The following is a 22,868-nucleotide window of genomic DNA, read 5'->3' on the forward strand; positions in this document are numbered from 1 at the left end:
GCCCGCCCCCCGATCGGAGATGCCCGCCCATGTCGACCAACGCCGCCCGCCACCTCAGCCTCCGCCCCGACATCCTCCAGCGTCTGAAGGGGGCGGCCTGCGCCGCCGACCTCTGGCCTTTCCTGCAGTCGGCGGTGGAGCTGGAGCACTCCACCATCCCGCCCTACCTTTCGGCCCTCTACTCCATCAAGAAGGGCCACAACGTCGCGGCTGCGCAGATCATCCACTCCATCGTGGTGGAGGAGATGCTGCACATGACCATCGCCGCCAACGTGCTGAACGCCATCGGCGGCAGGCCGGTGATCAACCATCCCAAGTTCATCCCCACATATCCCGGGCCCCTGCCCATGAACGTGGATGACGGCCTGATCGTGGGGCTGGCGCCGCTGAGCCTGGATCTGGTCCAGAACGTCTTCATGCGCATCGAGTTGCCAGAAACGCCGCAGCATTTCCCCCGCCTGCTGAAGGCGCCGGGCGAACGCGGATACGCCACCATCGGCGAATTCTACGACGCCATCATCGCCCGCATCGTGGCCCTGGGCCAAGGCATCTTCACCGGCGATCCGGCGCGCCAGGTGGTGGACAACGCCTGGTTCCCGCCTGATCAGCTTTTCCCCGTGACCGACGTGGCGTCCGCGGTGCGGGCGCTGGAAGTGATCAAGCGCCAAGGCGAGGGAACATCCCACAATCCCTTCGACGGCGACGGTCAGCCGGCCCACTACTACCGCTTCGAGGAGATCGTGGCCGGCCATCGCCTGGTGCGGGATCCGATGGCGCCCCAGGGTTATTCCTTCACCGGCGCGCCAGTGCCCTTCGAGCCTGAGGGCGTTATCCAGTTCGTGGAAAACAGCCACCTGTCCGACTACGCGCCGGACACGCTGGCCTACAGCGGGGTGGCCCAGGCCAATTACACCTACACAAGCCTGCTGAACGCCCTGCACACCACCTTCAATGGCGAGCCGAACAAGCTGCGCGCCTCCCTGGGCTTGATGTTCGAGTTGCGCCTGGTGGTGCTGGAAAAGGTGGTCAACCAACCGGCGGATGGTTCGGCGCCAACCGGCGACACACTCTACGCGGCCCCAGCCTTCCAGTTCGCGCCTGCCGGCGCAACCGCCGATTTCGCGGCCGCGCCCATAGTGACGGCGGAGACCGTGGCGGCCCAGTCCTGACCACCCCGCCGGCGATCGCGGCGCAACATCCTGTATACAGGGGGCTTTCATGAAACGGACAGCAATCGCGGCAGCCGCGGTCTTGGCATTGGGTCTGGGCGCCCTTCCGGCCCAGGCGCAACAGGCGGGCGGCAACGCCTGCCAATTCCCCGCCACGCCGCCGCCGCCCAGCGGCGACGCCGGGACATTCGCCACCTACGCCTGGCAGATGTTCATCGCCCTGAACTGGACGCCGCAGGTGGGCGACCGTGGCGTGCCGGACTGCACCAAACCCCTGGGAGGCAGCACGTCGGGCACCGTCTGGCAGACCTACAAGACGGTGGACGAAATCTTCCTGCCCAACGCCCAGAACCCCGGGCCGTGGAACTCCTCCCTGACGCCGACGCTGTTCAAGCAGACGGCGAAGGCCTCCACCGCCGTTATGAAAAGCGCGATGGGCACCGTCCTGCAGCCGGTGGGCGGCTGGCTGATCGATCAGGCGGGCAACCCCACCTACTACGAGATTGCGGCCAACCGCGTGTCTTACGACTACATCGTCGCCAACGGCTTCTATAACGCCAACACCGTGAACGCGGCCCGCAATATCGCCTTTCCCGAGGGGGCGACCGAGATAAAGGCCAGCTGGCGCATCCTGACCGCCCAGGACGACATGTCCCGCTACCTGACCCTGGCGACGACGGTGGAGACCTTCGACGCCAACGGCAAGCCCAATGGCACCAAGGCGGCGACCTTGGGCTTGGTGGGCTTGCACATCATCGTCAAGGCCAAGGGGTATCCGCAGTGGATCTGGTCCACCTTTGAGCAGGTGGACAATGTGACGCCGGCCCCGAACGGCAAGGCATCCTATTCCGACCCCAACGCGAAGCCCAGTGACGTGAACCAGTCGCCCTGCCAGGTCGGCGTGCTGCCCTGCACGCCCAAGCCGGGCAAGACCTTTCAGACGCCGGACCCCCTGACCCGCGTGACCGCCATCCCGTCGGCCGTGGCGGCCGTCAACCAGCAGATCCAGGCGCAGTATGGCTCCACGTTCGTGAAATATTATGAGCTGGTTGGCACCCAGCATCCCGCTGATCCTGGCGATCCCGGTAACCCGCTGGGCACGCCGACCCCCAACCTGTTGGCCAACGTGACCATGGAAAGCTACCTGCAGCCAACCAGCAGCTGCATGGCGTGCCACTCCACGGCCGTATCCGGCCCCAGTCGCTACAAGTCCGACTTCTCCTTCCTGTTCATCCATGCCCAGGCCCCCAAGAGCGGACACTGAGGCGGCACCAACGCGGGTAAAGGGAGCACCAACATGGGTATTTTGAACGGCCCCCGGATCAACTTCTGGGGCGGCATCCGCGCCAACGTGTGCACCGCCAATAACAGCGACCAGGTGGGCGACGTCAAACTGTTGGACCTGGCCAATTCCATGGTCCGGCCGGGGTACACCGACGAGCAGGCGATCGACCTGATGCGCACCCCCACCACCAATAACGGCGTGCCCTATTACACCAATGGCGGCTGGAATTACTACGGTGATCACCAGGTCAATTTCGTCAGCGCTACCGTCAGCAGCCAGGGTCCCGCGGGGGGCGTGGTCGACAGCGGCGATCTGGTCGGGCTGCCGGTATACCTGCTGGGCTCCATTGACCCCGTGACCGGTCAAGGGCCGTTCTTCGGACCCGTCATGGTCGATCTCGACCCCACCAGTTCGCAGGCCACCCAGATTTACGTGGGCGGCTTGCAGATCGGTGACAGCACGTCACCCAAGCTGCTGATCCGCCATGACACGGTCTGTTCCAGCCAGAGCCTGAGCAGGCGCGTTCTGACCTTCGAGACGGACGCCCCCCGCTCCTCCGGCTTCAACGGGACCTTCCAGGTGACTTTCCCGAAGTCGGCGGTGACTCAGTACGATGCCAGCAGCCCCATCATCGCGGCCCTCATGAACGATGCGAAGGCCACGGGCATCGTATTGCGCTTTTCCATGTTCGAGATGGCGCCACCGCTGACCACGGATGAACTGGTGGCGGCATATAACGCCAATACCAATCCATCCAATCCCAGTTCCGGGCGCGTCGTAGGCACGCTGGGCCCCCATTATGAGGGCGAGCCGGACACCTGCCCGCCGGGCCGCCTGCTGTCCAACCCCGCGCTGCCGGCACTGGTCCCCGGTACGTTCGCCGAGGGCTACGCCTTGGTGGATGCGGCGGCGGCGCGCCTGAGCATCGACACGCTGAACCTGTTCCCCAAGCCGTCCTTCCGGGCCGACCGCACGGACATCACCAGCCCCCTCACGCCCAATGTCGACTATGGCCCCATCGCCGTGGGGGCGGGAAGCCATGACACTCCCCTCGGTGTCACGTTCGATGCGCGGCCAGCCGACTATTACAAGTTCGGCGGCATCGTCGATGTGCCGCTGAGCCCGCAGCAGGTTCAACTGGCGCAGTCGATGCCTTTGGTCCTCTCGGGCAGCAACGGCGGCAACAGCGTCAAGATCACCGAACAGCCGTTGCGCATTTACGGCGACCCCCGCAATATCTATCTGGATGATACGGTCAACCGTGAGGTTGTGTGCTCTTTCACGGTGGCCTATCTGGGTGGGCCGCTGCCGGTCGATATGACGTTCGCCATCATCAGTTCAACCCCCGGAACCATCGCCGATCCGTATTATCTGACATTCCCGCCCAATGTGGTGGTGCAGAAGGGGCAAAGCCTTCTCAGCTTCACCGTCGGCGACTATGGCAGCGCGAATTTCGGCTTTGAATGCCTGACCATCAAGAACGGCACCAGTTCCTATTTCGTCAATTTCCGCAAATATCCCAAGTCGGATTTTGGTATTTCCAAGGGGGCCACGATCACATGGCAGCAGGCCTACGACATCGCCCTGCGCTTCCACTACATCGTCTTCCCGGCCATGTCGCTGCGCTTGCCGCTCAACGACATGGGGACGGTGGTCGCCACGGCGGAGCAGTTCCTGGCCCGCCTGTCACCGGCCTATCGCAACACGACCCTGTGCATGCCCATCACGCGCAGCCTGTCGCCCAGCCAGATCCAGTTGCTGGACTGCTTCTTGTCGAATAAGCCTTGGGAGCCGCTTCCCTGAGCGGTCGCTGATCATTCTTATGGCGATGACCCGCTGTCGGTCGCCGGCATCGAACTACAACACCGCCTTCAGCCGAAGACCAGCAGGGAGCCAGACTGGCCCCCTGCCCGGCCACCTGCAAGCGGATCGGGTAGGAGGGAGGCTCGCCCCTTCCCCTCCCGCACCACCTCCCACACCACCTCCAAGTCACGAGCCGGCTACCAACCTGGCTCTCGGTGCTTACGCACCCCGCACCATGCCTGGCCCACCTAGAGCTGGCTGCGTAAAACCAGACGCAGCCAGCTCTCGCTGAGTCTGTCCCACGAGCAGCTTCACGCCCAAAGGCGATTCCGCCTTTGGGCGATCTGCTCTAGAAAAAGCCCCGCCGGATCGCTCCGGCGGGGCTTGGTTCCGATCACGATGACCGGGCTCAGAAGTTCCAGCTGGCGCGCAAGACGCCACCGTGGCTCTGGTAGTCGCGGCGGTATTCGCCGTTGTATTCCAGGCGCAGGCTGAAGCCGTCCGACTTCTCCAGGGTCGCGCCCAGGTTGACGGCCAGGCCGTCGGTGTTGACCCGGCCGGTGGTGCTGGCGAAGGCGACGCCGGCCAGCACGCCCGTGGTCGGGATGGGGGCGTCCTTGAAGTCGTGCACCCAGGCCACCCGCAGGTCGGGCAGCAGCGTGCCGATGCCCGTCTCCCACGCCGTGTCCACCTTCACCCCCACTTCCTGCGTCAGGGCGCTGGTGCCCAGCGTGTCCACCTTCAGGTTGGCCGCCCCGGCGTCACGCTCCTCATAGCCATGGTTGACCAGGCGCACGGCCCGCAGGCTGTACTGTGGCGTCAGGGTGAAGGCGCCCTGCTTGGGCAATTCATAGCCGACGGTGACCTTGCCCAGGTACTGCTCGCCGCCGTAGTTGGCGTTGGCGCGGGCGCCCAGGAACTGGATGACGCGGCGCTGGTCGAAGTGGTTGTAGCCGAAGCCCAACTGGCCCTCGACCGACAGCTTCTGGTCCGCCCAATCGGGGCGGTAGACGCTGTAGGCGGTGAGCTGGTAGCTGCCCACGCGGGTGGTGCTGCCAGCCATGACGCCCTGGCCGACCGAGGCGCTGTTGATCCAGCTGAAGGCCATGCCGGCCATCACTTCCGGATCGGCGAACCAGTCGGCGCCCAGCACCAGGCCGGTACTGCTGGCGCGATAGCCCGCGGCCTCCGTCGTGGTGCCGCGCAGCACGCCGGCGCCCACGACCTCGCCCCACAGCACGCCTTGGCGCCCGGCCGAGCCCGCGGCCAGCCCCTTCTCCCCGCCGTCCATCAGGCTGGCCACCGTCTCCTGGTGCTGGCTGATGGCCGTGGTGGTGGGCGTGACCGAGGTCGCCGTCAGCTGCGGCGTCAGCTGGCTGGGCGACAGCTGCGCCACCGCCACCCGCTGAGCCGCCGGCGTCAGGGTGGCCAGCGGCGCCAGCACCTGCTGCGTGAACGCCGCCACCTGGGCGTTGGTGGTGATGCTACTGCTGGCCAGCGCCGCGATCTGGTCCAGGGCCGCGCCCGTGCCCACCGCCGCGCCACCCTGGGCGTTGCCCACCGCCGTGTAGTTGGTGGCGGTGCCCGCCACCTTCACCACCAGGTCGGTGGTGCCGCCCACCGTCACCACGTCGCTGGTCACGGTGTAGCCCGTGGCGCTGAAGCTGACGCCGCTGAGGCTCAGCCCGCCGCCCGCCGCCGCGATGGTGTAGGTGCCGGCCTGCAGGGCGTTGCCGCCCGCCCCCTGCAGCGTCACCGACCCGCCCGTTAGGCTGGCGCCGCCGCTGATCACCAGGTTGCCGTAGCTGCTGGTGCTGCTGGCCCCGATCACCAGGCCGCCCGCCGTCTGGCTGTAGCCGCCGGTGATGTTCACGGCACTGGTCACCAGCAGGGTGGCCCCGCTGTTGACCACGCTGTGGCCGGTCACGTTGACCGCGTCGGCCAGCCGCACGGCACCACTGGTGAAGCGCAGGTTGGACAGGCGGTTGTCGATGGTGCCGCCGGTGAACACGCCCGGCGCGCTGGTCGTGGCGCCACCGCTGACCACCAGGTCGTTGGCGCTGAGGTTGACCACATTGCCGCTGATGGTGCCGCTGTTGGCCAAGGTGCCGAGCGTGCCGGTGCTGGCGATGTACAGCGCCGTGTTGGCCCCCGCCGTGTTAATAAGCGTACCCGTGACGTTCAGCGTGGCCAGGCTGGCGCCGATATAGTCGTTGCCCGCCGCCGCCAACAGGGTGCCGCCGCTGGTTACGGCATTGGCCGACAGGCCGGTGACGCCGCTGGTGACGGTGGCGCCGGTGTAGGTGGAGCCGGTGCCGCCCTGGATCAGGGTGACGCTGTCGCCCACCAGATAGTTGGCGATGCCCGCCAGGCCGGCGTTGACCACGCCGCCCGTCACGCTGGCCGCGCCGCTGACGGCCAGCACATGGCCGCCCGTGGCCAGCGTGCCGCCGCTCTGCGCGAAGTTGCCCGTGATGCCGACATTGCTGGCCAGGGTGAGGCTGGCGCCGGCGTTGCTGACCGTGTGCGTCGCCACGTTGAGGGCGTCGGCCAGGCTGATGGCGCCGCTGGCGAACACCACGTTGCTGGCGGTGTTGGTGATGGTGCCGCCGCTGAAGCGACCCACCGTGCCGTTGGCCCCGCCGTTGATGGTGAGGTCGCGGGCGCTGGTGTTGACCACGTTGCCGACGATGGCCCCGCTGTTGGCCAGGCTGCCCAGGGTGCCGGTCGAGGCGATGTACAGCGCCGTGGCGCCGCCGGCCGTGTTGGCCAGGGTGCCCGTGACGTTCAGGGTGGCCAGGCTGGCGCCGATGTAGTCGTTGCCCGCGACCGCCAGCAGGGTGCCGCCGCTGGTGGCCCCGGTGGCGCCCAGGCCGGTCAGGCCGCTGGTGACGGTGGCGCCGGTGTAGGACGACCCCGCCCCACCCTGGATCATCGTCACGCTGTCGCCCACCAGGTAGTTGGCGGTCCCCGCCAGGCCGGCGTTGACCACGCCGCCCGTCACGTTGGCGGCGTCGCTGACGCTCAGCACGTGGCCGGCCACGGCCAGGGTGCCGGCCGTCTGGCTGTAGTTGCCCGTGACCGCCACATCGCTGGCCAGGGTCAGGCTGGCGCCGCTGTTGCTGACCGTGTGGCCGGTAACGTCGATGGCGTCGGCCAGGCTGACGGCACCCGCCGCGAAGGTCAGGTTGCTCAGGCTGTTGCGGATGGTGCCGCCCGAGAAGCTACCCACGGTACCACCAGAGCCCCCGACGATGACCAGGTCGTTGGCGCTGGCGTTGACCACGTTGCCGATGATCGCACCGCTGTTGGCCAGCGTGCCCAGGCTGCCGGCGCTGGTGATCAGCACCGCCGTGGCGGCGTTGATGGTGCCGGTGTTGGTCAGCGTTCCCAGCGTGCCACTGACATAGTCGCTGAGCAAGGTCAGCAGCAGGTCGGTGGCGGCCCCGTTGGCGCCCGTGCCCAGGGTGGCACTGAAGCCGCTGGCGGCGGCGGTCAGGCCGCTGGTGGTCAGGGCGCCGCCGACCTCGGCGATGGTGTAGCTCTGGCCGGCGATCAGGTTGCCGCCCGACAGCGCCGTGACCGCCACCGTGCCGCCGGTGAAGGCGGCATCGCCGCTGACCAGCAGTTCGCCCGCCGTGCCGCTGCCGATGCCCATGGCCAGCGTGCCGGCGCTTTGGGCGTAGTTGCCCGTCACGCTGATAGCGTTGGTCACCAGCACGTTGGCGCCGCTGTTCACCAGCGTGCCCGTGCCGACGTTGACCTGGTCGTTCAGAGCCAAGTTGCCACTGGCCAGCACCACGTTGGCGCCCGTGCTGGTGATCGTGCCGATGCCGCTCTGGCCGGTCAGGGTGCCCACCACCGTGCCCGTGCCGCCGGTGAAGACCAGGGCGTTGGCGCCGCTGTTGACCACGTTGCCGGCGATGACGCCGCTGTTGGCGATGGTGCCGATGCTGCCCTGGTTGTACAGGGCGGCAACACCGGCAATGGTGCCGCTGTTGCTGATCGCCCCGATGGTGCCGCTGTTGAACAGGCCATAGGCCGCACCGCTGATGGTGCCACTGTTGGCCACCATGCCGATGCTACCGGCGTTGTTCAGGCCGGCAGCCTGGGCCGAGGGCGCGTCCTTCAGCAGGCCGCTGTTGACGACCGTGCCGATGACGCCCTGGTTGTACAGGCCGATGAGGCCGGTGGCGGTGCCGCTGTTGCCGACCAGGCCCACCGTGCCCAGGTTCTGGATGCCGTACTGGGCGCCGTCCAGCAGGCCGCTGTTGGCCAGGGTGCCCAGGCTGCCGCCGGTGGCGATGTAGGCCGCCGTCACGACGCCGCTGATGGTGCCGGTGTTGTTCAGCGTGCCCAGGGTGCCGCCGATGTAGTCGTTCACCGCCGCCAGCACCAGGTCGACGTTGGACCCGATGGTGGTGACGCCGGTGCCGATGGTCAGGCCGGTGATGCCGGAGGCCACGGTGACGCCGGTGTAGCTGGAACCCGCCCCGCCCTGGACCAGGATGACGCCAGTGGACGCGCCCACGACGTAGTTGGTCTGGGTGTCCAGTGTGGTGCTGACCAGGCCGCCGCTGATGCTGGCCACACCGCTGACCGAGGCCGACAGGGTGCCCAGGGCCAGCGTGCCGCTGGCCTGGCTGTAGTTGCCGGTGATGGTCAGGGCGTTGGCCAGGCTGAGCGTGGCGCCGTTGTTGACCACCGTGTGGCTGCCCACGTTGAAGGCGTCGGCCAGCACCTGGGCACCGCCGCCGGAGAACACGACGTTGCTGGCGGTGTTGGTGATGGTGCCGCCGGTCAGGGTACCGCCCGCGCCGCCGATGACCAGGTCGGTGGCCGACAGGTTGACGATGTTGCCGCTGATGGTGCCGGTGTTGGCAAGGCTGCCCAGGGTGGCGCCGGCGGCGTTGTACAGGGCCGTGGCCCCCGCCAGCAGGCCGGAGTTGGCCAGCTGGGTGATGGTGCCGGTGTTGCGGACACCGATGCCGCCACTGGAGACCTGGCCGCTGTTGACGAACAGGCCAACAGCGCCGGCGTTGTTCACGCCACTGGTGGCGCCCAGCAGCGCGCCGCTGTTGGTGAAGCTGCCCAGGCTGCCCGTCGCCGCCACGTAGACCGCGTTGCCGGCGTTGATGGTGCCGCTGTTGCCGAGCGTCCCCAGCTTGCCGCCGATGTAGTCGTTGACCCCGGCCAGGTACAGGCTGTTGCCCCCGACGCTGCCCGTGACCTCCATACCCGTCACGTCGCTGGTATAGCTCAGGCCGGTGTAGCTGGAGCCGGCGCCGCCCGCCACCAGGGCCACGGTGTCGCCCACGCCCGCCAGCATGTTGAGGGTGCCCGGCACGCCGGTGGCGGCGATGGTGCCGCCGCTCAGGACGGCGGGGCCACTGACCGCCAACTGCCCGGCGCCATAGGCCAGCGACAGCGTGCCCGCCGACTGCTGATAGGCGCCGGTGACGCTGATCAGCGTGCCCAGGCGCACGCTGGCGCCGCTGTTGACCAGGGTGCCGCTGCCGACGTTCACCAGGTCGTTCAGCCACAGATTGCCGCTGGCCAGCGTGACGTTGGCGCCAGTGCTGGTGATCGTGCCCCTGCCGCTCTGGCCGGTCAGCGTGCCCACCACCGTGCCGCTGCCGCCGGTGAAGACCAGGGCGTTGGCGCTGTCGTTGGTCACGTTGCCGGCGATGACACCGCTGTTGGCGATGGTGCCGACGCTGCCTGTATCGGCGACATACAGCGCCCTGACGCCGGTGATCGTCCCGCTGTTCGCGATGCTCCCGATGCCAAGGACATCGTAGATGGCACCGGAAATGAGACCTGAATTCGTAAAGCTGCCGATGCTGCCGTAGTTATACAGCGCGGTGCCGGCGCGGCCGTTAAGCGTGCCGCCGTTGTCGATGATGCCGATGCTGCCCCCCAATTGGTGAGGGCGGTTTTGGCCGATATCAAAAGCGCATTGGCGATGGCGCCGATGGTACCACGGTTATAAAGGCCCACCGTTTGGCCCAAAACGGTGCCGGTGTTGGTGAACGTCCCGATGGAGCCACCAGAGGCGTTCAAGACGCCGTTAAAAAGACCAGACAAGACAGCGGTGTTGGTCAGCGTCCCGATACCGCCGCTGTTCCTGACCGCATAGGAACCGCCGGTTATGGTGCGGCCATTGGCGAGGGTGCCGATGTCCCCCTTGTTATTCACACCGAAAGTCTGGCCGCTCAACACGCCGCTGTTGACCAGGGTGCCCACGCTGCCGCTGCCGGCGACATAGAAGGCGGTGTTGACCCCGGCGATGGTTTGGGAGTTGACCACGCTGGCAACGCTGCCGCCGATGTAGTCGTTGTTGACGGCCAGCAGCAGGTCGACATTGCCACCGATGGTGGCGATGGATGTGCCGGCGCTGAGCCCCGCCAATCCGCCCGTGACGGTGAGCGCCGCGCCGGTGTAGTTGGAGCCGGCGCCGCCCTGCACCAGGGTGTAATTGCCGCCCGCCAGATAGTTGCCCGTGCTGGACAGGCTGGCGCTGATCTTGCCGCCGCCGATGCTGGCGACCCCGCTAACCACCAGTTGCCCGGTGCCGGGGTTGATCACCAGCGTGCCCGACGATTGGCTGTAGTTGCCGGTGATGGTCAGGGGGCTGCCCAGCGTCAGGGCGGCGCCGCTGTTGACCACCGTGTTGCCGCCGACCGTGATCTGGTCGTTCAGCAGCAGGTTGCCGCCGGCGAAGACGATGTTGGCGTTGGAGCTGTTGATCGTGCCGATGCCGCCGTTCAACCCCGTCAGCGTGCCCACCGTGGCGCCGGCGCCGCCGACGATGGTCAGCGCGTTGACGCTGGCGATCGTCACGTTACCAGCGATCACCCCGCTGTTCACCAGCGTGCCGATGGCGCCTGAATTGCCGAGGGCGTATTGCCCCCCACCGATGGACCCGCTGTTGACCAGCGTGCCGATGGTGCCGGTGTTATAGACGCCAGTGGCATTCCCGCTGATGGTACCACTATTGGCCAGGGTGCCCAGGGTGCCGCTGTTTACGAGGGCGTTCAGCCAACCGCCAAGGCTGCCGGAGTTGTTCAACACGCCGACACTGCCGCCGGCTTGGTTGACAAAACCATTACCGTTCACAGCGACGATCACGCCGCTGTTGCCGATGCTGCCTATCCTGCCGCCGTTGACGACGCCAATAAACCAGCCGGAAATGTTGCCGCTGTTGCCCAGGGCGGCGATGGCGCCAATAGTGCCGTTATTGATGGCGTAATAACCGCTGCTGCCAGTGGCGATGGTGCCGTCGTTCGTCAAGGTGCCTATCAGCCCCTCGTTGACGATCGCAGTGATACTGCCGCTGATCCGACCGCTGTTGGTTATGGTGCGAATGTCGGCGAAATAATTGTAGACGCCATACTTGCCGCCGGAAATCGTGCCGCTATTGGCCAGCGTGCCGATTGTGCTTCTGCGGGGGAAGCTGCTGGAGGTGCCGCCCGAGGATATAGAGTTGTAAATGGCGGCGATACTGCCGCTGATCGCGCCGCTGTTGGTTATGCTGCCGATGACGGCGCCACTATTGAGGATGCCATCATTGCCGCCGGAAATCGTGCCGCTGTTGGCCAGCGTGCCGATCGTGCCGATGACGTTGGAGACATTGTTATAGATGGCGTTCTGGTCACCGGCGATGGTGCCGCTGTTGGCGATGCTGCCGATGACGGCGCCATCATTGAAGATGCCATCATTGCCGCCGGAAATCGTGCCGCTGTTGGCCAGCGTGCCGATCGTGCCGATGGCGTCTACGACATAGTTACCGATGGCGTTCTGGTCACTGGCGATGGTGCCGCTGTTGGCGATGCTGCCAATGGTGCCATAGTTACTGATGCCAACGAAGCCACCACTGATCCTGCCGCTAGCGCTATTGTTGAGCGATCCGATGCTAGATCCGTTTCCGTTCGAGACGCCGAACCAAGGGCCGTCAATGGTGCCGCTGTTGAACAGAGTATTGATGGCGCCGTAGTTGCTCAGCCCCCCATGCGAAAAAGGGTCACCATTAATTGTGCCGGCATTGGTGACGGTACCGCCGTAAGTGCTCCAGTTAAGGCCCGAACATTGGGCACCAGCATGCTGGCTCCACGTGGAGTTGGGGGTGTTTATATAGCCGCAAGAGGCTGCCACCGCCGGGCGCGGTGCCGCCAGCCCCATGCCAATGGCCAGGGCGGAAGCGCCCAGCAGCAGAACACGCCGCGTCTTCACAACCCCTTGGTCGCGCCCCATCCTTTCCAACGCCATGCCACCGAACTCCCCACCCCAGATATGAACCGGCGCCGGCTCGGATGCGGGGTGGGTGGGCATGCCGTCCGCCCCCTTCGTCCAAACCGACCTGCGTCTAATGGCCAAGACGCCGCCCCGGGCGCGCCTTGGACACCAATAATAGCGGAGCGGTTTTGCGGCATGGTTTAATTAAGTGTCAATATCCACCAGCTATAGAGGCGCCATATACCGCAGTATAATCTGTCAATAATGACTATTGTGACAAATTATGACGCGATTAATTGATTATTTTCGTGATGTTGGCGATCTTTTCCTGCAGATACTGGTCGCTCTTCGGGGAAAAAACTCTTAAAATGGGCCACGGCTTTTCCTATTGGCACGTGAACTGGATCACGGGTGGCCGGTGTGGTAGGAGTGATTCGGGTCGGAGGCGATGATGTCATGGACCACGGAACGGTAGTTCCCCCGCCCTCGCGGTGAGGACCGGGGGGCGCCTGCCGTCGCCACTGTCTGTGGGGTCGTCCAGTCCCGGCTCGTCATCGCCTGGAAGAAAAAACGAGACATGACGCGTCTGTTGATCATTGAGGATGAAGCGTCGCTGCGCGACGACTTGGTCGCTTTCCTTGAGGCGAAAGGGTATGCCGCCACCGGCACCGGTACCCTGGCCGAAGCCAGGCAGCACTTGGCGAGAGCCGCCTTTGACCTGGTGGTCCTCGATCTGGGCCTACCCGATGGGCATGGCGTGCGCCTGCTGACCGAAATTCGCGCGCAGCGGGGCCTGCGCTGCGGTGTGGTGGTGCTGACCTCCCACCAAGACGTGGAGGACAAGCTGCACGCGCTGGAGGCGGGCAGCGACGCCTATTTGGTGAAGCATGCAAGCCTCCGGGAAATCGAGTACACGATCCGGAACGTGCTCAAAAGGCTCCCCGTCGCGTCCCCCCGCCGACACCGGGGTGGACGCTGGATCAGCGCGGCCGGGTGCTGATCACCCCCTGCGGCCAGAAGGTGGCGCTGACACCGAAGGAACTCACCTTCATGGCCCTGCTGGCGGGGGTTGACGTTTGCGACCATGACCGGTTGGCCAAGGGGCTGGGGGACGGTGGCGACTTCAATTCCAGCAGCCTGACCACCCTGGTCCGTCGCCTGCGACAGAAGGTCGACGAGCGGGCGGGAGAGGAGCCGCCCATTCGCGCCATCTATGGCAAGGGCTATGGGTTCGCGGCGCCGCTCAGCCTGCGATGACAACCGTGATCGCCGCCGGCTGACGGAAGGAACGCCATGCTGGACATCGCGACGTCGATGGTTTTTGTCGGGGTGCTGACGGCAAGCAATTGCATCGCCGCCTTCCTGATGTGGCGGTCATACAAGGAACTCCATGGGCTGGCGTCGGTATCGGCGGGATGCCTGGCGCTCACCGCCGCCTTCGCCTTGATGGTGTTCCGGGACCCCCACCTCATCACCGCCGGCAACACCGCGATGACCTTGGCCATCGCGCTGGTGACGGATGGCATGGTGGAACTGCTTGGGGGGCGATCCAGGCGCGGCTGGGTCCTCGGCATGACGGTTTTCACGGCACTGTTCTGGGAACTGGTGCAGTGGGGCGACGGGGACAGCACACTCATTCGAGTGGTGGTCGCGACGGTCATATACGTTGGCTTTTACAGTCGCCTCCTGGTCGAGGTCATCCGCAACCGTGACCAAATCAGTGGCGCGCGGACATGTCTGATCCTGACCCTGATCGGCCATATGGCCGTCCTGCTCGCACGCGTGATGGTGGCGGTGATCAATCCAGACCCCTCCTTCGTCTTTTCAACCCGCTTCCTACCCTGGTTCCAGTTGGAAGGGGCCGTGGTGATGATGCTGACCTTTTTTTCCATCATGTTCATGGTGGGTGCGCAACTCAGCGCCACGCTCAGACAACGAACGCTGAGCCTGGCGGCGGAACGCCGCATGCATGCCCAACTGCGCCAGTTCCTAGGTATGCTGGGGCATGAATTGCGGACACCGTTGGCCATTATCGATCGGTCGGCGGAGATGAGCCTGGAATTGCTCGACCCGACGCAACCGCTGGTCACGCGCCGTCTGGACACCATCCGGGCCACGGTGGACCGGCTGCGGGGCATGATGGACAACCTGCTGATGGCGGAGCGCGCCGAGTTGGAGGTGTCCGACGCGGATCTCGTCGACCTTGCCCGCGTCGTCCGCGATCTGATGCGCCTCCTGGCGCAAAAATACGAAGATGGACGGATCATCGCGGTGCTCCCCGAAACACCAGCGCAAGTCCGGGGCAACCGCGAGATGCTGGCAACCGCGATCGGCAATCTTCTCGACAACGCGTTAAAATATTCCCCCGCTGGTCAACCGGTCCACATCACCGTTCAGCAGGGCAGTTCCATCACCATAACCGTCGAGGACAGGGGGATCGGTTTCCCGTCCCATCAACTCCCCCAGGTCGGACAGCGCTTCTTCCGCGCCGATAACGCCAGAACTGTGCAAGGGACCGGTCTGGGCCTCAGCATCGTGAAGACCATCGTCGACAAGCACAGCGGTCTTGTGACCTTCGGCAACGCGACCAACGGCGGCGCGGTGGCAACAATCATGCTGCCCAGTGCCCGACGCTAGAGTTGGCTGCGTAAAACCAGACGCAGCCAGCTCTCGCTGAGTTTGCCCCACCGGCAGCTTCACGCCCAAAGGCGATTCCACCTCTGCGCGATCTGCTCTAGAATTAGGCACTGATACAAATGAGCCGCGGTTCAGCCCCGCCAAAATAGTTCTGAATAAGGCCGGGGAGCAACGCTTTGAGGCGTCCGAACCTCAAGCAGACGCGGTGGAAATACTGATATTTGGAAAATAAAAGTCTACATACACCATTTCTAAAATTTCTTGCCGCCGCCCGGGTCGTACACTCCCGATCCAGAAGCGTGATTTTCAATTTTGGACACACCCGTGTGGCGACCGCCTCGCCACCGCAGGCCGGAGGCATGACATGAGCGCGGTTTCGTTGAGGCAAGCTGACAACAATGACCTTAGCCCCCTGACCATCAGGCGCTTACAACCCACCATCGGGGCGGAGATCAGCGGCGTGGATTTGCGCCAGCCCCTGGATGACGCCACCCGGGATGCCATCAGGGCCGCTGTGCTGCGCCACAAAGTCGTGTTCTTCCGCGACCAGGACATCAGCCGCGACCAGCATGTGGCCTTCGCCCAGCAGTTCGGCCCGATCTACGCCCACCCCACCACCGCCGGCGTGGACAATCACCCCCAAATCCACGGCATCACGGCGGCGGACTTCGCCAAGTACGAGAAGGCACGGAAAGAGGCGGCGGCCCAGGCGGGCAAGCCAGACACCGCGCACGAGGACAAGTACCATACCGACACCAGCTGGCGTCTGGTGCCGGCTTGGGGCGCGGTCCTGCGCGGCGTCACCATTCCCGATGTGGGCGGCGACACCATTTGGGTCGATGCGGAAGCCGCCTATAACGGCTTGTCGGACGACGTGAAGCGCCGCCTGGAAGGCCTGCATGTCACCCACGATTTCCGCGAGGCGCTGAACCGCGTGGGCAAGGACTATCCCATCATCGCCCACCCCGTGGCCCGCCGCCATCCCGAGACCGGCGCCACCATCCTGTGGGTCAACTTTTCCCAAAAGCCGCAGATCCTGGGCCTCGAACTGTCGGAGAGCCGGGAATTGCTGGCCCTGATCCTGAACCAGTACAAGCGCCCGGAATATCAGGTGCGCTTCTCCTGGCGGCCCCATTCCCTCGCCTTCTGGGACAACCGCGCCGCGGTGCATTATGCCGTGCGCAACTATGGCGACTTCCCCCGGGTGGTCGAGCGGGTGTTGATCGCGGACCAGGCCGATTATGCGGCGCTTTAAGGCCGTCGCGCTCGGGCTGGTGTTGGCGGTTCTGGCCGGGCACGGCAGCACCGCCGAGTTGGCCGCCTTGCGCGTGGGCGATCAGCGCGGCGCCGTCCAGGTCCTGCTGAAGGCGGCGGGCGAGCTGGAGCATGTGCCCTATCGTATCGAATGGGCGCTGTTCCCGGTGGGCGCCCCGCTGGTGGAGGCGCTGAACGCCGACGCCATCGACTTCGGCTATGTCGGCGACGCCACCACCACCTTCGCCCTGGCCGCCGGCGCCCGGCTGAAGACCATCAACGTGTGGGATTTCGGCCAGGGGGGTGCGGCCATCGTCGTGCCCGAGAAGGCGCCCATCCACGCCGTGGCCGACCTGCGCGGACGTCGCGTGGGCCTGGTGCGCGGTTCCCCGGGCCACCTGCTGGTGGTCGCGGCCTTGAAGCAAGCGGGCGTGCCGCTGGCCGACGTCACCCTGGTCTACCTGTCGGCGGCCGATGCCAAGGCCGCCTTGGGCAGCGGTTCCATTGATGCGTGGGCCATTTGGGACCCGTATGTCGCCGCCGCCCAGATCCAGGACCACATGCGTATCCTGGTGGGCAGCCAGGGAACCGTGCGCGAGGTGGAATGCGGCGTCGCCAGCGACAGCGCCATCGCCACCAAACGCGCCCAACTGATCGATTTCATCGCCCGCGTCCGCCGCGCCTATGCGTGGGCGGAGGCCCATCGGCAAGAGCAGGCGGAGGCCTACGCCCGCGACACCGGCACCCCCCTCGATGTCGCTGTGCTGACCTTTTCCCGCCAACAGGTGACGGTGCTGCCGGCCGTTACCGACGACGCCATCGCCGTGCATCAGGCCGTCGCGGACCTCTATTTCGACGCCGGCGTCATCCCCACCCGGGTGGACGTGGCCCCGACCTATGACCGCAGCTTCACCCTGAATCCCTGACCCCTTCCATGTTCCAGGAGATCCGTCCATGACGCTCGCCGCCATCATCCCGGCCTTCGCCCACCGAAGCGTGACCAGTCGCCCGCATCCGGCGGCCGACCTGCTGGCCCGCCGCTATGGCGCGGACAGCCCGCTGGACGCTGAAGCGCTGGGCCCCGACCAGTGGAACGAGGTGTTGACCGGCCTGCTGTCGCACAAGTCGGTGCGGGCGTACCGCGACGCCCCCCTGCCGGAGGGCACGCTGGAGACGCTGGTGGCGGCGGCGCAGTCGGCGCCCACCTCCTCCAACCTGCAGGCCTGGAGCGTGGTGGCCGTCACCGATCCCGCCCGCAAGGCGCGCTTCGCCACCTGGGCCCAGAACCAGGCCCATATCGAGCAGGCTCCGTTGTTCCTGGTTTGGCTGGCCGACCTGTCGCGCCTGGACGGATTGGCCAAGGCCACCGTGGGCGACGCGACCGGGCTGGACTATCTGGAAACCCTGATCGTGGCCATCACCGACGCGACGATGGCGGCGCAGAACGCCGTGGTCGCGGCGGAATCGCTAGGCCTGGGAACCGTCTACATCGGCGCCATCCGCAATGAGACGGAGGCGGTGGCGGCGGAGTTGCGTCTGCCGCCCAAAGTGCTGCCGCTGTTCGGGCTGTGCGTCGGCTATGCCGATCCGGCACGCCCGGCGGCGGTGAAGCCCCGGCTGCCGCAAAGCGTCGTGCTGCACCATGAACGCTATCAGGCGACCGGTGTGGAAACCGCTACCGCCGCTTATGACGCCCAGGTTCGCGACTTCTACGCCCAGCAGGGCATCGACGCCCCGGCGTGGAGCCAAACGGTGTCGGCACGGGTGCGCGGCCCCGCCGTCCTGTCCGGCCGCCACCGCCTGCGCCAGATCCTGATCGACCTCGGCTTTCCCCTGTTATGAGCGGCGGCACGATGTCCCTGACACTGGAAACCGACGTCTTGATCATCGGTGGCGGTCTGGCCGGATGCTGGGCCGCCATCGCGGCGGCGGAGGCCGGGGCGGAGGTCGTCCTGGCCGACAAGGGCTATTGCGGCACCAGCGGCGTCACCGCCACCGCCGGCCCCAATCATTGGTGGGTGCCGCCCGATCCGGAGCGCCGGGCCCAGGCGGTGCGGGAGCGCAATGCCCGCGCCCTGGGCCTGGCCGATCCGCGCTGGATGGCGCGCATCATCGACACCACCTGGCGCACCCTGCCCACCCTGGCGGATTACTACGACCATTCCATCACCGCCGGCGGCGTGCCCCATTACCAATCGCTGCGGGGGCCGGAGTATCTCCGCGCCCTGCGCCGCTATGCCGAGGTGCGCGGCGTGCGCATCCTGGACCACAGCCCCGCCCTGGAACTGCTGCTGCATGCCGACGGCGCCGTGGCCGGCGCGCGGGGCCTACAACGGCAGGAAGGGCCGCCGGCGGGCCGGGACTGGACCGTGCGCGCGGCCGGGGTGGTGGTGGCCACCGGCGGCTGCGCCTTCCTGGCCAAGCTGCTGGGCAGCCGCAACAACACGGGCGACGGCCACCTGATGGCGGCGGAGGCCGGCGCGCGGCTGTCGGGCATGGAGTTCTCAACCTACCACACGGTGGCGGAGCGGCATTCCACCCAGACCCGGTCCGCCTCTTACGCCTTCGCCGATTATTTCGACGCCGCGGGGCGGCCCATCGACACCGGCACCGATCCGGACGTGACGCTGCCGCTGGCCCGCGCCCTGCTGGCCGGCCCGGTCTATGCGACGCTGGCCCGCATGCCGGCGGACCTGCGCGCCATCCTGCACCAGATCCAACCCGCCATCCTGCTGCCCTTCCAGCGCCAGGGCATCGACCCGTTCACCCAGCGCTTCCCCATCACCCTGCAGGGCGAGGGCACGGTGCGCGGCACCGGCGGCCTGCGGCTGGCGGATGAGGACTGCCAGACCGACGTCCCGGGGCTCTATGCCGCCGGGGACGCGGCCACGCGGGAACTGATCGCCGGCGCCATTTCCGGGGGCGGGGCGCAAAACTCCGCCTGGGCCGTCTCCTCCGGCACCTGGGCCGGCCAGGCGGCCGCCCGGCTGGCGCACGGCCGGGGGCGCCGGACAGGGGACGCGGTGGACGCCGCCGGGGGCGCGGGCCTGCGGCCCGCCCAGGGCAAGGGCACCGACGCGCCCCAAGCCGCCCAGCTGACGCAGGAGCTGTATGACGGCGTCCGGTCGGAGATGCTGCCCTACGACAAGATCCTATTCCGCCGCGCACCCGTGCTGCGGCGATCGTCGGACACGCTGGCGGATCTGTGGCGTGCCGCGCGCGACCATCTGGCACCCAGCCGGGACGCCACGGCCCGTGTGCGGGCACGGGAGGCGGCGGCCCTGGTGGCCTGCGCCCGCTGGGTCACCGCCAGCGCCCTGGCCCGCACGGAAAGCCGGGGCCTGCACCGGCGGGAGGACGCGACGGCACTGGATCCGGCGCAGACCCACCGGCTGGTGAGCGGCGGCCTGGACGCCGTATGGGTGGCGCCGGAGAGCGCCGCCGTTTCCACTCAAGTCGCCTGACCCGGTGAGGCTGTCATGATCGAACTCATCTTCGCCGATCGCTGTACCGGCTGTAACGCCTGCGTCCGGATCTGCCCCACCAATGTGCTGGAACCGGGGAAGAATGCCCCGCCCGTCATCGCGCGGCAGGAGGACTGCCAGACCTGCTTCCTGTGCGAACTGTATTGCGAGGCCGACGCCCTTTATGTCGCGCCCAATTGCGATGAAGCGGTGGCGGTTGATGCCGGGGCTATCGCCGCCAGCGGCCTGCTGGGCCAGTTCCGCCGCGATTCCGGTTGGCACGAATGGGCGGGCCAATCCCCCAACCTGCATTGGCGCATGGGCGAATTGTTCGCCCGGGCGCGATCACGCTGACAACAGCCTTCCCGTCAGCGCGTCGGTGATTGACGAAAAAAGGGCGGCGGGCCCCGAAGGAAACCGCCGCCCTAGGAACCCGGGATGAACCGGGCGGGAGGATGGCCCGCCGATACGACAGGCGGGCCAGCCGAACCCAGCGATCAGAAATCCGCCGACAGTTTCACGTAGTAATAGCCGCCATTGAAGCCATAGGGCGTGTTCTGCGGGTAGGTGTCGACATTGATGCCGAACCAGCGCGTGGCCGGATTGGTCTTGGCGGGATAGCGGTCGAACAGGTTTTGCGCGCCCAGATCGACCCGGAAACCCTGCGTGACGCGATACCCGATGTTGAGGTCCGTCAGGAAGGCCGGGCTGACGGCGCGCGCCACATAGTCGCCCACGCTGCTGTAATCATGCGCCACGTAATAGCTGTGGCCCCAGCGCGTTTCCCGCAGTGTCACGTCCCAAGACCCCAGCGTCCAGTTGGCGGCCAGCGAAATCTTGCTGCGCGGATCGTAGGAGGTCAGCGAGGTGATGGCGGTGGCGTCCAGGATGGTCACGCCGGCCAGGGCCTTGGGCGCCGGCTGCTGCTTCAGGATGCTGGTGACATTGTAGTTGCCGGCCAGCGTCCACTTGATGGCGCCCAGGCTCGCCAGGTCGGTGGTGTAATCCAGGTTCAGGTCGGCGCCCTGGGTGCGGGTGTCGACGCCGTTGAGATAGAAGGTGACGGAGGTGTTGCCCGCCGATATGCCGGCCGGCAGGCTGGCGCCGTTGGCCAGGATGGCCGCCTGGGCCAGGGAGCCCGACAGGGCGCCGGAGTTGATGATCCGGTTCTGGATCTCGATCTGATAGAAATCCAGGGTGGCGTGCAGGCCCGGCACCGGCTCCAGCACCAAGCCGGCGCTGTATTCGGTGGACGTTTCCGGCTTCAGCGCCTGGACCCCCAGCAGCTTGGCGCCTGGGGAGTTCACCGGCAACTGCAGCGAGGCCGAGGTGGGGCTGACGTTCAGGGCCGAGAAGTATTGCTGCGCCAGGGTCGGGGCCCGGAAGCCGTTGCCGACGGCGCCACGCACCGCCAGCCAGGGCGTGATGTCATACCGGCTGATCACCCGGCCGCTTTCGCTGTCGCCGAAGTCGTCATAGTGCTCGATGCGGCCGGCCAGTTCGAACTGCCAGTTGCGCACCAGCTGGGTCGACAGGTCGATGTAGCCCGCGGCGCTGTTGCGATCCGCCGTGTGGGCGTCCGTGGGGGTGAAGCCGGCGTAGGAGGCGGAACCGCCCGCGGCGTAGGAGGCGTATTCGCCGGCGTCGACCTCATACACCTCATGCCGGTGTTCCAGGCCCCAGGCGACGTTCACCGGCTTGGCGAACAGGCCGACGTCGAACTCCCGCACCAGGTCCAGGTTGGTGGTCTGCTGGGTGGACACCAGCTTACCGGCGTTGAAGCTGGTCTGCTTGGCATAGGCGGCGTTGTAGAATCCGCTGCCGGCATTGGCCAGGTTGGGGTTGCCGGAATTGATGACGCCGATGGCCAGCCAGTCATGGCCATAGGTGCTGCTGAGGTCCCACCGCCAGCCGGCCAGGTTGTCGCCCCGGGCACCCAAGGTGAAACCGACGTCGTATTCGTCGGCCGTCTCCTCCGGGAAGAAGCCATTGGGCCACAGGGCGGGGATGCGGGAACCCGGCCGCCAGTTCTCGTAGGATTCGGCTGACCGGTGGCTGGCCGTGCCGAAGCTGTAAAAGGTGACGCTGGGGGTCAGCGGCGCCTCGGCGTTATAGCCGATGTTGACCACGTCGCTGAGCGGGTCGCCATAGATGCGCCCCTTGACCACGGTGCCCGACGGGGCGCGGGGATCGTCGCCCGTGCGGTTGGTGAAGTCGTGGTGGCGGTAATCGGCCGTCACGTTGATGAAGCCGCCGTCACCCAGGTCGAAGCCGTGGAAGACGGAGCCCTGGGCCGTGGCGCCATCGCCCCGCCCGGTGATACCGCCGAGGGTGGAGACATGGGTGCCGCTGTCCGCCTTCTTAAGGATGATGTTGATGACGCCGGCGATGGCGTCGGACCCGTACTGGGCGGCGGCGCCATCGCGCAGCACCTCGATATGGTCGATGGAATCCAGGGGGATGAAGTCCAGGTCGGCAGGGTTGGAGCCGCCGTTGGGCCCGCCGTCGGCGTAGATGTTGGCGGAGTTGTGCCGCCGCTTGCCATTCACCAGCACCAGGGTCTGCCCGGGGCTCAAGCCCCGCAGGCGCGCGGAGCGCACCAGGTTGCCGACGTCGCCGCCGAACTGGTCGGCGGTGAAGGACGGCAAGGTGCCGCGCAAGGCGTCCAGCAGGTTGGTCTGGCCGGTGGCCTGCAGCGTTTCGCCGCCCAGGACCTCGATGGAGGTCAGGCTGTCCTGCACCCTTTTTCCAGCCTCACGGGTGCCGGTGACGATGATTTCGTTAAGGTCATCAGCGGCGGCGGCGGGCGCCGGGTTGGCGTCGCTGGCGGCGGACCAGCCAGCGACGGGGAAGCCCGCCGCCAGCGCGAATAGGCCGCTGCCGGCCAGAAGACGGGCCGGAAGACGGACCAGAGGGCGTAATGGACGCGAGACGGATGACGGCATGAGGGGACCCCTTCGGATTTTCTTGATTGGATTTTTGGAATGGCTGGCCGCTGCCATGACGGGTCGCGGCGACCAT

The 22,868-nt window shown here is 66.7% G+C and carries 13 protein-coding genes; 11 read left to right on the forward strand and 2 right to left on the reverse strand.

Annotated elements, in window-relative coordinates; all coding sequences use genetic code 11:
* Positions 1-29: 29 nt before the first annotated feature.
* Genes UCD39_RS10750 through UCD39_RS10760 form a run of 3 tightly spaced genes read left to right on the forward strand, consistent with a single transcriptional unit; the run spans position 30 to position 4,257 of the window.
* Positions 30-1,169, forward strand: a complete 1,140-nt coding sequence (locus UCD39_RS10750) for a ferritin-like domain-containing protein (protein WP_330496023.1) — start codon at positions 30-32, stop codon at positions 1,167-1,169.
* Between the two features lie 49 nt (positions 1,170-1,218).
* Positions 1,219-2,433, forward strand: a complete 1,215-nt coding sequence (locus UCD39_RS10755; RefSeq protein ID WP_330496024.1) for a hypothetical protein — start codon at positions 1,219-1,221, stop codon at positions 2,431-2,433.
* Between the two features lie 33 nt (positions 2,434-2,466).
* Complete coding sequence (locus tag UCD39_RS10760) at positions 2,467-4,257, forward strand: hypothetical protein (RefSeq protein ID WP_330496025.1); 1,791 nt, start codon at positions 2,467-2,469, stop codon at positions 4,255-4,257.
* Between the two features lie 409 nt (positions 4,258-4,666).
* On the opposite strand, the gene UCD39_RS10765 is transcribed toward UCD39_RS10760, so the two are convergent.
* The gene (locus UCD39_RS10765) at positions 4,667-10,180 is read right to left on the reverse strand and encodes a hypothetical protein (protein WP_330496026.1); all 5,514 of its coding nucleotides are present in this window, start codon (positions 10,178-10,180) and stop codon (positions 4,667-4,669) included.
* 2,889 nt (positions 10,181-13,069) lie between these two features.
* On the opposite strand from UCD39_RS10765, the gene UCD39_RS10770 reads away from it, so the two are divergent.
* The 8 genes from UCD39_RS10770 (at position 13,070) to UCD39_RS10805 (ending at position 20,201) form a co-directional block, all read left to right on the forward strand.
* Positions 13,070-13,492 (forward strand): response regulator transcription factor, encoded by a 423-nt coding sequence (locus UCD39_RS10770; RefSeq protein WP_330496027.1) that lies wholly within the window; start codon positions 13,070-13,072, stop codon positions 13,490-13,492.
* Positions 13,486-13,749 (forward strand): helix-turn-helix domain-containing protein, encoded by a 264-nt coding sequence (locus tag UCD39_RS10775; protein ID WP_330496028.1) that lies wholly within the window; start codon positions 13,486-13,488, stop codon positions 13,747-13,749. Before UCD39_RS10770 ends, UCD39_RS10775 begins: the two co-directional genes overlap by 7 nt.
* 36 nt (positions 13,750-13,785) lie before the next feature.
* Complete coding sequence (locus UCD39_RS10780; protein WP_330496029.1) at positions 13,786-15,129, forward strand: sensor histidine kinase; 1,344 nt, start codon at positions 13,786-13,788, stop codon at positions 15,127-15,129.
* 364 nt (positions 15,130-15,493) lie between these two features.
* The gene (locus UCD39_RS10785) at positions 15,494-16,384 is read left to right on the forward strand and encodes a TauD/TfdA dioxygenase family protein (protein ID WP_330496030.1); all 891 of its coding nucleotides are present in this window, start codon (positions 15,494-15,496) and stop codon (positions 16,382-16,384) included.
* The gene (locus UCD39_RS10790; protein ID WP_330496031.1) at positions 16,371-17,309 is read left to right on the forward strand and encodes an ABC transporter substrate-binding protein; all 939 of its coding nucleotides are present in this window, start codon (positions 16,371-16,373) and stop codon (positions 17,307-17,309) included. Before UCD39_RS10785 ends, UCD39_RS10790 begins: the two co-directional genes overlap by 14 nt.
* A gap of 28 nt (positions 17,310-17,337) precedes the next feature.
* The gene (locus tag UCD39_RS10795) at positions 17,338-18,225 is read left to right on the forward strand and encodes an NADPH-dependent oxidoreductase (RefSeq protein WP_330496032.1); all 888 of its coding nucleotides are present in this window, start codon (positions 17,338-17,340) and stop codon (positions 18,223-18,225) included.
* An 11-nt stretch (positions 18,226-18,236) separates the two neighbouring features.
* The gene (locus UCD39_RS10800) at positions 18,237-19,847 is read left to right on the forward strand and encodes an FAD-binding protein (RefSeq protein ID WP_330496033.1); all 1,611 of its coding nucleotides are present in this window, start codon (positions 18,237-18,239) and stop codon (positions 19,845-19,847) included.
* Between the two features lie 15 nt (positions 19,848-19,862).
* On the forward strand, positions 19,863-20,201 hold the full coding sequence (locus UCD39_RS10805) for a 4Fe-4S binding protein (protein WP_330496034.1): 339 nt from the start codon (positions 19,863-19,865) through the stop codon (positions 20,199-20,201).
* A 143-nt stretch (positions 20,202-20,344) separates the two neighbouring features.
* On the opposite strand, the gene UCD39_RS10810 is transcribed toward UCD39_RS10805, so the two are convergent.
* Complete coding sequence (locus tag UCD39_RS10810; protein ID WP_330496035.1) at positions 20,345-22,792, reverse strand: TonB-dependent receptor plug domain-containing protein; 2,448 nt, start codon at positions 22,790-22,792, stop codon at positions 20,345-20,347.
* Positions 22,793-22,868 lie beyond the last annotated feature (76 nt).

Origin of the sequence: Nitrospirillum karajorum, assembly GCF_036348415.1 — a bacterium.
In the GTDB taxonomy this organism is placed as follows: Bacteria; Pseudomonadota; Alphaproteobacteria; order Azospirillales; family Azospirillaceae; genus Nitrospirillum; species Nitrospirillum amazonense_B.

Bases quoted from the DNA above. Each gene is read 5' to 3' on its own strand.
- UCD39_RS10750 (WP_330496023.1), top strand. From the start codon at position 30: ATGTCGACCAACGCCGCCCGCCACCTCAGCCTCCGCCCCGACATCCTC.
- UCD39_RS10755 (WP_330496024.1), top strand. From the start codon at position 1,219: ATGAAACGGACAGCAATCGCGGCAGCCGCGGTCTTGGCATTGGGTCTG.
- UCD39_RS10760 (WP_330496025.1), top strand. From the start codon at position 2,467: ATGGGTATTTTGAACGGCCCCCGGATCAACTTCTGGGGCGGCATCCGC.
- UCD39_RS10770 (WP_330496027.1), top strand. From the start codon at position 13,070: ATGACGCGTCTGTTGATCATTGAGGATGAAGCGTCGCTGCGCGACGAC.
- UCD39_RS10780 (WP_330496029.1), top strand. From the start codon at position 13,786: ATGCTGGACATCGCGACGTCGATGGTTTTTGTCGGGGTGCTGACGGCA.
- UCD39_RS10785 (WP_330496030.1), top strand. From the start codon at position 15,494: ATGAGCGCGGTTTCGTTGAGGCAAGCTGACAACAATGACCTTAGCCCC.
- UCD39_RS10790 (WP_330496031.1), top strand. From the start codon at position 16,371: ATGCGGCGCTTTAAGGCCGTCGCGCTCGGGCTGGTGTTGGCGGTTCTG.
- UCD39_RS10795 (WP_330496032.1), top strand. From the start codon at position 17,338: ATGACGCTCGCCGCCATCATCCCGGCCTTCGCCCACCGAAGCGTGACC.
- UCD39_RS10800 (WP_330496033.1), top strand. From the start codon at position 18,237: ATGTCCCTGACACTGGAAACCGACGTCTTGATCATCGGTGGCGGTCTG.
- UCD39_RS10805 (WP_330496034.1), top strand. From the start codon at position 19,863: ATGATCGAACTCATCTTCGCCGATCGCTGTACCGGCTGTAACGCCTGC.
- UCD39_RS10810 (WP_330496035.1), bottom strand. From the start codon at position 22,792: ATGCCGTCATCCGTCTCGCGTCCATTACGCCCTCTGGTCCGTCTTCCG.